General features: G+C 60.3%; 10 protein-coding genes. 3 read left to right on the plus strand and 7 right to left on the minus strand.

Features of this window, described 5'->3' with window-relative positions; all coding sequences use genetic code 11:
- Positions 1–116: 116 nt before the first annotated feature.
- Positions 117–1,580, minus strand: coding sequence for a sodium:solute symporter (locus tag FYB92_RS10835; protein WP_075631968.1), 1,464 nt, complete (start codon positions 1,578–1,580; stop codon positions 117–119).
- Between the two features lie 290 nt (positions 1,581–1,870).
- On the opposite strand from FYB92_RS10835, the gene FYB92_RS10840 reads away from it, so the two are divergent.
- Genes FYB92_RS10840 through FYB92_RS10850 form a run of 3 tightly spaced genes read left to right on the plus strand, consistent with a single transcriptional unit; the run spans position 1,871 to position 4,786 of the window.
- Positions 1,871–3,055, plus strand: coding sequence for a serine hydrolase domain-containing protein (locus FYB92_RS10840; protein ID WP_332828633.1), 1,185 nt, complete (start codon positions 1,871–1,873; stop codon positions 3,053–3,055).
- A 34-nt stretch (positions 3,056–3,089) separates the two neighbouring features.
- Complete coding sequence (locus FYB92_RS10845; protein WP_075595373.1) at positions 3,090–4,022, plus strand: N-acetylmuramic acid 6-phosphate etherase; 933 nt, start codon at positions 3,090–3,092, stop codon at positions 4,020–4,022.
- Between the two features lie 5 nt (positions 4,023–4,027).
- Positions 4,028–4,786: a GntR family transcriptional regulator gene (locus FYB92_RS10850; protein ID WP_231105589.1), complete on the plus strand. Its 759-nt coding sequence runs from the start codon at positions 4,028–4,030 to the stop codon at positions 4,784–4,786.
- Here the strand turns inward: FYB92_RS10850 and FYB92_RS10855 are convergent.
- Genes FYB92_RS10855 through gluP form a run of 6 tightly spaced genes read right to left on the minus strand, consistent with a single transcriptional unit; the run spans position 4,761 to position 12,338 of the window.
- Entirely contained in the window at positions 4,761–6,815 is a 2,055-nt protein-coding gene (locus FYB92_RS10855) for a family 20 glycosylhydrolase (RefSeq protein WP_332828634.1), read from the minus strand. The genes FYB92_RS10850 and FYB92_RS10855 overlap by 26 nt on opposite strands.
- Before the next feature lie 35 nt (positions 6,816–6,850).
- Complete coding sequence (gene nagA, locus FYB92_RS10860) at positions 6,851–7,954, minus strand: N-acetylglucosamine-6-phosphate deacetylase (RefSeq protein ID WP_075623953.1); 1,104 nt, start codon at positions 7,952–7,954, stop codon at positions 6,851–6,853.
- A gap of 53 nt (positions 7,955–8,007) precedes the next feature.
- Positions 8,008–8,958 (minus strand): BadF/BadG/BcrA/BcrD ATPase family protein, encoded by a 951-nt coding sequence (locus FYB92_RS10865; RefSeq protein WP_332828635.1) that lies wholly within the window; start codon positions 8,956–8,958, stop codon positions 8,008–8,010.
- A 48-nt stretch (positions 8,959–9,006) separates the two neighbouring features.
- Positions 9,007–9,798: a glucosamine-6-phosphate deaminase gene (nagB, locus tag FYB92_RS10870; RefSeq protein WP_040511862.1), complete on the minus strand. Its 792-nt coding sequence runs from the start codon at positions 9,796–9,798 to the stop codon at positions 9,007–9,009.
- 42 nt (positions 9,799–9,840) lie between these two features.
- Positions 9,841–11,031 carry a hypothetical protein gene (locus FYB92_RS10875; protein ID WP_003619391.1) on the minus strand — a complete coding sequence of 397 codons (1,191 nt, stop codon included), beginning with the start codon at positions 11,029–11,031 and terminating at the stop codon, positions 9,841–9,843.
- The gene (gluP, locus tag FYB92_RS10880) at positions 11,028–12,338 is read right to left on the minus strand and encodes a glucose/galactose MFS transporter (RefSeq protein WP_075631962.1); all 1,311 of its coding nucleotides are present in this window, start codon (positions 12,336–12,338) and stop codon (positions 11,028–11,030) included. Before gluP ends, FYB92_RS10875 begins: the two co-directional genes overlap by 4 nt.
- Positions 12,339–12,390: the final 52 nt, after the last annotated feature.

The following is a 12,390-nucleotide window of genomic DNA, read 5'->3' on the forward strand; positions in this document are numbered from 1 at the left end:
TTAATAAAGGCCACACTGCCAAAGAATAAAGGGATAGAGCGACTGCCGCCCTTCACAAACGTGACAGCACGCCCCCTGCCCCTTATTACGGTCACATCTGTGTCATCACATGGCATTCATGCATGGAAACGTCGGATCTGGCGCGACACCATGCCAAAGACGAACATCAGCACCACCCCGAATGGCACCAGCCATGAAAAGGCGATGACATGGCCATAGGGATGAACGAACATCATGACACAGCACACCACCACCAGGGTCAGCAGGAACGCAGGCAGGACATCACGTACATCCGCCCCGGCAACAAACATGGCAAACACGAATGCGCCCAGCATTGCGCCATAGGAACAGGCGGCCACCGACAGGCCAAACACGACGGCAGGCCCATGGCTGTGTGAAAATCCCAACGCCGCCAGCACAAGGATCGCAGCCCACACCAGCGTGACCAGCCGCGCAAACGCCAGCGGGCGCACATGCAGGTGTCGTGTCATCCATGCACAGAATGCGGAAAAATCAAGCAAGGTCGCACTGGTCATGGAATTAAGCGTGGCCGACAACGACCCCATGGTCGCGCTCAGCAATCCTGCAATCAATAATCCGGCAAGCCCATGCGGCAGGCCATGGACAATGAAATCGGGAAACAGTTCGTCCGATGACCCCAACCCCACCTCCGCCAGGGAGCGGCCGCCATTTCGCGCCCATAACAGAACGCCCACCAGCGACAGCAATGCAAACAGCCCCCCCACCATAAACCCGCTGCCAATCAGGGCCTTGCGCGCATCAGGCAGGTTTCGCGCGGCCAGAATGCGCTGCACCATCAACTGGTCGGTGCCATGCGACGCCATGGACATGATGGCCCCGCCAACAATGGCAGCAAGCGGTGTATAAGGATTAAGGAAAAACAGGCTGGATTTCTGGAACAGATGGAAGCGTGCCGAATGCACCAGCATATGCGTCTGCTGCGCCGCCTGGTGATGAAACAGCAAGAAGACACAGGCCGCGGCCCCGGTGACATAAACCGCAAGCTGGATCGCATCGGACCAGACCACGGCGCGCAGCCCCCCAAAAAGCGTATAGAACAGGGTCAGCCCGACGATTATCAGCATCACCACCACATGTGGCAAGGGAAACTGCATGGCCGTCAGGATGGCCGCAACCGGCAACATTCCCGCGAACATCCTTATCCCTTCGGCCAGAACACGCATCAGCAGGAACGTGATGGAAACCGTGCGTTCCATTGCCGTTCCGAAACGCTGCCCCAGATACTGATAGACGCTGCTGAACTGCCCGGAGAAATAATGCGGCAGAAACAGCCATGCGACCAGTGCGCGCCCGATGACATACCCCATCGCAAGCCCGACAAAGACCAGCCCGTTCCCATAGGCGATACCGGGAATGCTGATCACCGTCAGGGTGGAGGTTTCCGTCGCCACCAGCGACAGGCAGATGACCCACCATGGCAGGTCATGCCCCCCACCCACATAGGCAGAGACTGAGTCCTGCCGTCCGGACAGGAAAAATGCAATGAACGGCAGCGTCAGGCAATAAATGCAGATAATCGAGAGATCGACGGGAGACATGCCAATTCCATCATTTCAGACACACGGATTCTATTACCAAAGAAATACCATATCAAAGCCAAAAATCATCAGATCCCCGAAACAAAATATTTTCACGACCAAAACGATAAAATTCCGACAAAAACATTCCTGACGCCTCACAAACCTTCTTTCACGATCATGTCAGCGCATGGGTGATACGAATCATCCACGTGAATGATGACGAAATGTCATTGTTATTGCCATTTCATAATGGTATTATTCCTGTATCAGATCTTGCCATGCCCATTCACCAGCGGACCCCCTGCACCATGCACGCACTCCCTGCCACGCGACATCTGCGCCGCCGCCATGCCCTGCTGCTTGCCACGGCAGCAGCCACACTCGGCGCATGTGCGCGCACCAGCCACGGACAGCGTACGACACGAAACATGGCGGAAATTGACCACCTGCTTGAACAGGCCGTCGCCACACACGCGACCCCCGGCGTTGTCTGCGCCATCGGGCATGCAGGCAAGGTCGTTTACCGATCAGTACGTGGGCAACGCGCCATTGCGCCTGTGGCCGAAACCATGACGTGGGATACCGTGTTCGACATGGCGTCCCTGACCAAGGCGGTCATAACGGCGCCGTGCGTCATGCAGTTGTGGGAACAGGGACGTTTTGACCTTGATGATCCCGTCTGTCGCTATCTGCCGCACTTCGCGGCTGCGGGAAAATCCGGCATTACGATCCGCCACCTGCTGACCCATTATTCCGGGCTGCAACCCGATCTTGGCCTGACTGACAAATGGCATGGTCGCGACGCGGCCTTCCGGCTGACGATGAATACCGTGCCGGACCATCCACCGGGCAGCCGGTTCGTCTATAGCGACATCAACTTCATCACGTTGGGTTTCCTTGTGGAGAAGCTGTCGGGCATGACACTCGACACCTATGCCACGCGTTATATCCTGGCACCGCTTGGCATGCGCATGTCACGCTTCTTGCCGCCGGAAACATGGCGTGCGCAGATTGCACCAACACAGTTCGATGATGACGGACACATGCTGCGCGGGCAGGTACATGATCCCTCTGCCCGGCGCATGGGTGGGGTCGCCGGGCATGCGGGCCTGTTTTCCACGGCGGATGACATGTGTGTATATGCGCAGGCGCTACTGGACAGGCGCGCGGGCAGGCCATCGGCATTCCCGTTACAGACGCGCACACTGGTGATGATGACCACGCCACAGCAACCACAGGGCCAGACGGACCTGCGCGGGCTGGGCTGGGACATCTCGACACATTATTCCTCCCCACGCGGGGACCGCTTTCCCATGAATTCCTTCGGACATACCGGCTTTACCGGCACGTCCCTTTGGCTTGATCCCGACAGCGATACCTATGTCCTGATCCTGACCAACCGCGTCCACCCTGATGGACGCGGCAATGTCATCAGGCTGCGCCACGATGTCGCAACCGCCGCCGCCATCGCCCTTTCCATTCCCCGGGCCTGACCTTCATCCCCCTGCCGCCGGAGACAGTGCATCCATGACCCCATCCCCCGCCCCCGCCCTTCCCATACTGACCGAAGGACAGGACCCCCGCTATGCGGATGTTGACCTGTGGCCTGTGTCATCGGTCCTTGATGCGCTGGTGGAGGCGCAGATGAGTGCGGTTGCTGCCGTTCGTGCCGCTGTCCCGGAACTGGAACGTGCGGTCAACGCGGCCCTGCCCCGCCTGTTGGCGGGGGGACGCCTGTTTTATGTTGGCGCGGGCACATCGGGCCGGATCGGCATGCAGGACGGGGTTGAACTGCTGCCGACCTTCGGATGGGAGCCAGAGCGTCTGGTCCTGCTGCTGGCGGGTGGGAATGATGCGATTTACCAGGCGGCGGAAGGGGCCGAAGACCGCGAGGATGTCGCCCGTGCGGAAATCCTGGCACATGACCCCGGCCCGAATGACGTGGTTGTGGGCATCGCGGCAAGTGGTTCCACCCCTTACACCTGCGCCGCAATCGCCACCGCACGCGCCGCCGGCAGCCTGACAATCGGCATTGCATGCAATCCATCATGCCTGTTGCTGAACGCTGCGGACATCGGCATTGCGATCGTGACGGGACCGGAAGTCATCTCCGGCTCCACACGTCTCAAGGCCGGGACCGCGCAGAAAACCACCCTTAACCTGATTTCCACCACGCTGATGATCCGCATGGGCCATGCCTATCGCGGGCAGATGGTCGACATGCGTGTCGTGAATGAAAAACTGCGCCAGCGTGCCTGTCGCATGGTGCGCAATTTAACCACCAGCACACATGAACAGGCCATCGCCGCGCTGGAGGCCACGGGCTTTAACGTCAAACGTGCGGTCATGCTGCGCTGGGGAATCGCGGCGGACCGGATTGATCCCCTGCTTGCAACACATGACGGCAACCTGCGTACGATCCAGGCAGAGCTGGACGCCACAGGCAATCAGAAAGGTTGAACCGGGTGGAGCATCACGCACGGTTTGAGGAATCACTACGGCTTGATCCCTCCAGCCACATGCCGCTCTACCTCCAGTTGGAGGCGCGGTTGCGCCATATGATCGAAAGCAGCCAGTTGCGCCGTGGCGATGCCATCCCGGCGGAACGTGAGTTGGCCAGCATGACCGGGGTGTCACGCGTCACCGTGCGCAAGGCCATGGCAAAGCTGGTGCATGAAGGACTCGTGGTTCAGAAAACGGGGGCCGGTACGTTCGTGTCGGGACGTTTCAGCCAACCGCTTTCGGAACTAAGCGGCTTTTCACAGGACATGCGGGCCCGTGGTTTTACCCCAGGGTCACACTGGCTGGACCGGCAGCATGCCATGGCTGGACCGGACGAGGCCATGGCGCTTGGCGTGGCGCCCGGCACGCGTATCATCCGCCTCAAACGCATCCGCACCGCCAATAATGAACCCATGGCCGTTGAAACCGCCATTGTAACGGCACGCGACCTGCCTGATCCCTATCTGGTACAGGATTCATTTTATGCCGTCCTGCGGGCACGGGGGCTTATGGCGGTACGCGCTCTGCAACGCCTGCGGGCCGGACTGGCGACACCGCAGGAGGCATTGTGGCTGCACCTGAAACAGCCAGCAGCCATCCTGCAGATCGAACGGCGCGCGTTTCTTGCCGATGGTCGCGTGCTGGAGGTTACATATTCCGCCTATCGCGCGGACATGTATGATTTCGTGGTCGAACTCAGATCTTCCGACCCGACATCATAAGGGCCTCGATACCAGGAACGATATCCTGCACCAGATCAGCAGGTGGTTGTGCCATGGTATGCGCCGCCTTTGTCGTGGCGGATGCTTCGATCTGCTGATGCGCCGTTGCAAGCGCATGACGCGCGGCATCCCGCCAGCTATGGCCACCGCCATCCAGCCCCCCAAGGCCAGCACGTGCCAGCGCGGCCAGTTCGGCCGATACCGGCAACAGGGGCTGTAATACCGGATATTGCGCCGCCAGCCGGATGATCGCCACATCATTGTCACGCCATGCGATAAGCCGCGCGCGAAGGTCGGGCTTCAACGCCGACTGGCCCGAAAGATATATCTGCACGTCACGATTGAATGCCTGCGCGGCAAAGCTGTCCGGTGCGGCAATATCGGCAGGGGTATCGAAATGCTGTTCCATGATCGGAACCTTATGCAGATACTGCCATGCCTGATGATTGCGGGCATAATTGCGCACCGGGCTTGTCACCGACAATAACGTCAGCAGCGATTGCGGATCGGCGGGTGCCAGTCGCGCGGCCATGCGGTATGTATTCGACTGGGCCTGATTACCCAGCACCTGCAATTCGGCCTGGATCGCGGGCAGGCGGGCAGACATGCTGTCAGGATCACATATGTCCTGCGGGGACCAGAAACGTTCGGAAATTGCGGCAAGGCGTGGCCATAACCGCGCATCAAGCATCTCATCCGTCACGGTTTCCGTCCATAATGCGGCCTCTGCCCCGACCACATGCGCCTTCTGCATGTCGGAAAGGGTATCCGTCGGGTCCACGCGGTAATGTTGCGCCGCAGGCTGCAACAGGTCGAGGTAATAGCCAGCAGACACCACAACAGGATGCCCCGCCGATGCAGCGGCGGCGGCATATTTCTGGCCACGCCATGCCTCCACCATAACGCCTTGCGGTACGGGTGCCTCGCTCACCTCGTCCCAGCCCATCATGACCTTGCCATCATGTTCCAAAAACCGCGCGATACGCGTGGTGAACGCGGCCTGCAACGCCTTGGGATCGGCATAACCATGCGCCTTCATAGAGGCGGCGATACGGGGGTTTTGCGTCCATTGCCATCCCCGCACCTCATCCCCACCCGCATGGAAATAGACATCGGGAAACAGGCGCGACATCTCATGATACAGATGTCGTATAAAATCATAGGTTCCCGGCAGTGTCGGATCAAACGCATCGACATAGACCTGACGCGGGTCCATCGCATCGGGGGGCTGCGCTGCATAACGGGGATATGCCGTCAGCAGGGCAAAGGAATGACCCGGCGTGTCGAATTCGGGCACAATGCGGATCGCGCGCTCCGCCGCATAGGCCACAAGGGCGCGGATCTGTTTTTGGGTATAATATTCCCCCCGCGCCGCGACCTTTTGCAACCGTGGATAGCGGCGGCTCTCAACGCGAAACGACTGCCCATCAGACAGATGCAGGTGCAGGACATTGAGCTTTGCAAGCTCCATGGCGTCCATCTGACGCTCCAGCGTCGCAGGCGTCATGAAATGGCGGCTGACATCAATCAGGATACCGCGCCATGCAAAACGCGGTCGGTCCTCAATCACGGCGGCATCAAGCACGGGGCCATCTGCCGTATGGTCCACCAGTTGCAGAAGCGTCGCAAGGCCACGCATCACACCTGCCGGCCCATCTGCCGTCAGCCGGACACCATCCGTATCCACCTGCAGGCGATAATGCTCATGCATATCCACCGACAGCATGCGCGTATCGTCCGCCATGCAGTCGATAGAAAGCCGCAATGCCGTGACGGGACCATATTCCGGCGCATATGTGCGCCCCGACAACGTATCAAGGCGTTTTTCAAACCGTCCCACCACCCGATCCAGCAATGCGGAACGCAGGCCCAGCCATGTAACCTCCATCCGCCCGGTCAGCGCAATGGCACCGGAACCCGCCACATAGGACGCCGGCATGGGCATCAGTGCCGGGCTGCAGGACGCCACCTGCGGCGCGACCAGAAGTGCTAAGACAAACCCGGCGCCCAGCATACGTGAAAAACCCAATGCCCCGCCCCCTGGAATACCCCGCCAGCCCATGATCAGCGCAGGCGTCGTCCGCCGACCCAGACTTCCTCAACCTGCAATGCGCTGTTCATGACAACGAAATCCGCACGGCATCCCGCCGACAGGCGACCACGATCATCCAGACCAAGGTATCGCGCGGCATTGGTACTGACGAGTGCCGCTGCTTCGGGCAGGGATTTCCCCGCATCGACCGCATTGCGCAGCGCCGCGTCCAGCGTCAGGACACTGCCCGCCAGGGACCCGTTATCCAGCCGCGCCACACCATCCTTGATATGCACGGTCTGTCCGCCAAGCTGGCTTATCCCATCGCCCCCCCCGGTACCGCGCATGGCGTCGGTCACGAACAGCAGGCGTGACCCCATGACACGGTGCGCCAGACGAAAGGTCGCAGGATGAACATGATGGGTGTCAAAAATCATCTCGGCATAGGCAACGTCACTACACATCAGGGCTGTCACCGGGCCGGGACGCCGACTTTCAATCGGGGCCATGGCATTGAACAGGTGCGTCGCCCCAGCCACGCCACCCGCGGCGCAGATACGGCAGATTGCGCGGTCAGCCCCTTCGTAATCCGTCACCGTATGCCCAAGGCTTACGCGCACACCCGCACGTGCGAATGTTTCCATAGCGGTCTGCGCATGGTCGAGTTCCGGGGCAAGGGTTACAACCCGCACCACACCTGTGGCCAGGGCTTCGTCCACATGCACCGGGTCCGGGGCGATTGTGAACGGCGGCTGTGCGCCAAGGCGATGGGGGCTGACGAATGGCCCTTCAAGGTGCGCGCCATGGACCTGCGGACCATCGGGAATCCCGCTGCGCCAGACCTCTGCCACCGCCCGCAGGGCCTCCATGACATCCGCCCACGGACGCGTAATCGTGGTGGGCAGGATGGTCGTGGTGCCGTGCGACAGGTGAAAGCGCGACATATGGTGGATGGCATCCACCCCATCCATCGTATCCGCGCCATCGCCACCATGCACGTGACCATCGACAAAACCGGGCAGGATATAACGGTCAGGCGCACTGGCCTGCGGGGTAATATCGCCGATCAGGTCGTCAAAGGACATCGACGCGCTGACAATACGATCCTCAAGGACAAGCTGGCCACTGATGTTCATGGGTTAGGTCCGATCATAAATCACATCCATCATTCATTTTGACCCCGCACCGGTCAATCACGCAACAGCCCTGCACGCAGCCGCGCAAGCCATGGCCCATCGACATCCCACCCTGCAAGGCGTGCAGCGCGCATCGCCCCACCGCCGAGGGCGGAAAACTGCGGGGCCTGCGGGGCCTCCCCCACATGGTGACTGACGGTGTCGATGACGGTCCGGCTCAGGAACACGCTGCCACTATGGCTCCATGGCAGAGGCTGCCCCAGGCGTTCGCGCGCCGTCATCACCTGCGATGACAGGAAACCCGCCGCCTGCCTGAGGATCTGCACCGCCTCGGCACTGCCTCCGTCGGCAAGGCGGTTCACCTCATGCGCCAGCGCCGCAATCGCGGAACGGGGATGGTCCTGCACACGCTGCCATTCCAAAAGGGCCTCTCCAGCCGCATCAGGATCTATCGGCAGGCCGAGCGCCTCAAGGATGCGGGTGGCGAACGCGGCCTCTTCCCGATGGCGGGTGTCAAGGAAATGCACCACGCGCCCCAGCGCGACAGAGCCAATCCAGTATCCACTGCCTTCATCACCGAGCATGTAGCCCCACCCCCCGATCCGCAACGGCGTGTTGCGGCGGTCATCCGCCCAGATGACCGACCCTGTTCCCGCCAGTGCAAGGATGCCCGGGCCGTCGGCAAAGGCGCCGATACAGGCGATTTCCACATCCGAACACATGGTGATCGCCACAGCCGGCCCAAGGGCGGTGCGGATGACCTCTTCCTGCATACGCGAAGACGGACGCTGCGCGCTGTATCCAGCAAGGCCGATCATCGCCGTGCGCAGGGGGACGGGACTGATGTCACACAGCAGGTGCGTCAGTGTCTCCGCCCAGTCAACCTTGTCATACGGATTGCTGCCCCCGGTATGCCGCTGCACCAGGACATGCCCGTCACGCGCGACGACAACGGCGCGTGTCCTGGTACCCCCGCCATCAACCGCAAGAATTGCATCATCCATCACGTCATGCCGTCCTGTCAGAATACCATACCATAAGGCCCTGCCCCATCAGGACAGCAGCGCCTTGAGTTCGGGGTCATGCTGCATCAGGTGTTCAAGATATGGACGACATGACAGCGCACCTGCCGCCGCCTCGTCCACGATCACCAGGCAATCCGCATGCATCTGCAGGGCCGTCGCACTGATACATGCACTCATGGCCCCTTCGATCACACGCGCCAGCATTGATGCCTTGGCCGCGCCGGTTACGACCATGACGTTGCGATGGGCATCAAGGATCGTACCGACCCCCATCGTCACGGCATGATAGGGAACCTGTTCGAGGTCTCCGTCAAACATGCCCACGTTCTGCCGCCGCGTCGCGGGGTCCAGCGTGACGACACGCGTGCGCGACGTAAAGGCGGAAAATGGCTCGTTAAACCCGATATGGCCATTTTCCCCAAGCCCGAGAAGTTGCAGCCCCACACCGCCGCTTGCACGGATGGCCTGTTCATATGCCACGCACCGCGCATCAAGGTCTGTCGCCGCCCCATCGGGCACATGCGTTGCCTCCAGCGCGATATTGACGCGGGAAAACAGGTGCGCATTCATATAAGTGCGGTATGAATGCGCTGAATCCGGCGCGATGCCAACATATTCGTCAAGGTTGAAAGTCCGGCAGGCCGCGAAATCCAGTCCGCTGTTCTGATGGGCCTGTACAAGATGGGCATAAACAGCCTCCATCGTACGTCCCGTCGCCAGACCGAGCGCGATATCCGGCTTCTGACGCAACGCCTGTTCAATGACACGCGCCGTCAGCGCGGTCGCGCGTTCAGCAGTCGGACAGATGACAACCTTCATGATATTCTCCATTCCCAGCGCACTGACATCATCTGTCCCGCCTCATCGGGGGACAGGAGAGACAGACAGCGCCTGATGTATCCAGTTGAGGTTTTCCCGGCGCAAATGACCGAAATTGTAAAATGCAAAATCGCGCACACCACGGCGTGACAGCTCATCCACCTGCGCAACGAAGGGCCCGGCATCGGTGAAATCGCACGGGGCCGGACGCAGGACAGCGCGAAGGGACCGATCAGCGGGAACAATGTCCCGGATATCCTCGAAACGCGCCAACAGGGCCTGTGTGTCGCGCCCGTACAGGCAGACTTCCAACCCGTCGCAAACACCCGACAGGGCAGCCAGGTCACTGCCTTCGACCCACGCCCGGACCGGATTGGCCTGGACCGAGGGGATGACATGCACCGTCACGTCCGACCGGACGGCGTCGCGGATATCCGCCACCAACGATGTCACCTGCTGACAACGCCAGCGCAGGACGTCACGCAATCCATCATCATGGACGATGGCATGCATCAACCTGTCCTCGCCTTCGGCTGCGGTGCCATCGCACCGGCGCGCCAGATAGGCGGAGATATGCCCGCGCACACGCGTACGCACTCCTGCTATATCCACACCCTTACGGGCTGCACCATCCATGCAGGCGTCGCAAAAGCACAGCCCAAGCAAGGTGTCAGCCCATGGGTTCGAAGCCAGCAGGCTCATTTCGTGATGGAAACCATGATGGGATGGCTGCCATCCCGGTGTTTCCAAAATAATATCGTCGATATGGGGATGGTCGGCAATATCACGGCACAGGGCGATGCCATAGGCACGCACATCCGCGTTCGATGGACATAGGCTGTAGGGATAACGGTCGCCAAATGCATTCTGGCACGCCGCCTGCGGGTGGCGCGTGCCAAGGGCGGTATTATGGAACAGGACAGTCCACGCCGAAAGCGCCAGACCATGTTCACGCAGCGTCCGCACCGCATCCATGCCCGGCATGTGCGCTGCCACGACAGGCTGGATATTCCCATACCTGCGTGCATCGGTGGGCAGGTACACCGCCCCGTCCTGCGGGAAAACCACACGCCCATGCTTGCCGTGGGGACGCAGGAATTTCCCCGTATGGTATGCCGTGGCCATGCATAACCTATTGATGCCAAGCGCACGCAACCCGGCGGCGAAACCAGGCAGGTCGTCCTGATCCTCGATATCCCACGGATAAATATACAACCCGTGATATGGGATCATGATTCAACCATCATCACCGGCACCGGGCGCGCCCGGTTCCGCCTGTGTATCAACACATTATACAGCACGATCAGGCCATATGCAGGCGCCATAAGCGCGACAAACGCACTTTGCACCCCCATTACCGGCATGAACTGTACAAAAAGCTGGGGCAGCACCGCCCCCCCTGAAAACGCCATGACCAGAAGCGCCGTCGCCTGTGCTCCACGCTCTTCCACATCACGGATGACGATTGGAAACAATGACGGCAGGATCATGGAATTTGCAAAACCGAATAACGCGACACACATGACCGAGACATATCCCTGCGTCAGCCATGTCAACACACACAGCACCAACCCGCAAAGTGCCGACAACCCCAGGTAGCGTTCCTGGGAAAATACGCGCGGGACAAGGAACATGCCCAGTATGTATCCACCCATCATCGCCGCGAGCGTCAGCGACGTAAGAAACTTCGTCTGGTCCAGCGGCAGGCCCAGACTTGCGCCATAGGCCCCGATGGCGTCGCCCGCCATGACTTCGGTCCCGACATACACGAACATGCACAGGACACCGAGCCACAGATAGGTCGGCCCCCGGCGGGTGTCCTGCCCATCATCATCGGAACCCGTGCCCTGCCCTGCCCCTGAAATGTCGATTTCGGGCAAAGAAGAACGTGCAAGCCCCACCGCCGTCACCAGCAATATGACCGCCATCGCAAGATAGGGCACCTGCACGGCATGGGCGAACTGATCCAGGATATGATCGCGCGTTGTGGCATCCGGGGCCGCCTTCACCCGCGAGGCGATGTCATTGATATTGCGCATGACAAGCATGGCCAGCACGATCGGGGCCACAATCCCCGCCAGTTTGTTCGCGACCCCCATGATCGCGATGCGCTGTGCCGCCTTCTGCGTGGGGCCCAGCAATGTCACATAGGGATTGATCGTGATCTGTAACAACGACAACCCGGCCCCAATGACAAACAGCCCGGACAATGCGCCGGGATACCATCGCATGCTGACACATTCGCCAAAAATCGCGATACCCACGGCCATGATGACCAGAGCCACCACAAGCCCACTGCGCAAGCCCGTCCTCTGCGCCAGCAACGTCGCAGGCAGGGGGAAGATGAGATAGGACAGGTAAAAACACATCGGCACAAGGAATGCACTGACGGTACTCAGATTGAATGCCACCTGAACAAAGGTGATGAGGGGGCCATTAAGCCACGTCACGAACCCGATAATGAAAAACAGGCATGCAATGATGATGATCGGTCGCCAACCATATGCGCCAGCCGGACTTTCGGGATGTGGTGCGGACAAAGAAGCCTCCTTGGCCCGAACGCAACAACGGTGGCCCGAAAAGGACCACCGC

The organism is Novacetimonas sp. GS1, from assembly GCF_036686925.1.
GTDB classification, from domain to species: domain Bacteria; phylum Pseudomonadota; class Alphaproteobacteria; order Acetobacterales; family Acetobacteraceae; genus Novacetimonas; species Novacetimonas hansenii.

What these genes read in the sequence shown, in the direction of transcription:
- FYB92_RS10875 (WP_003619391.1), bottom strand. Translation starts at nt 11,031, where the DNA reads ATGATCCCATATCACGGGTTGTATATTTATCCGTGGGATATCGAGGAT.
- nagB (WP_040511862.1), bottom strand. Translation starts at nt 9,798, where the DNA reads ATGAAGGTTGTCATCTGTCCGACTGCTGAACGCGCGACCGCGCTGACG.
- nagA (WP_075623953.1), bottom strand. Translation starts at nt 7,954, where the DNA reads ATGAACATCAGTGGCCAGCTTGTCCTTGAGGATCGTATTGTCAGCGCG.
- FYB92_RS10865 (WP_332828635.1), bottom strand. Translation starts at nt 8,958, where the DNA reads ATGGATGATGCAATTCTTGCGGTTGATGGCGGGGGTACCAGGACACGC.
- FYB92_RS10845 (WP_075595373.1), top strand. Translation starts at nt 3,090, where the DNA reads ATGACCCCATCCCCCGCCCCCGCCCTTCCCATACTGACCGAAGGACAG.
- FYB92_RS10835 (WP_075631968.1), bottom strand. Translation starts at nt 1,580, where the DNA reads ATGTCTCCCGTCGATCTCTCGATTATCTGCATTTATTGCCTGACGCTG.
- FYB92_RS10840 (WP_332828633.1), top strand. Translation starts at nt 1,871, where the DNA reads ATGCACGCACTCCCTGCCACGCGACATCTGCGCCGCCGCCATGCCCTG.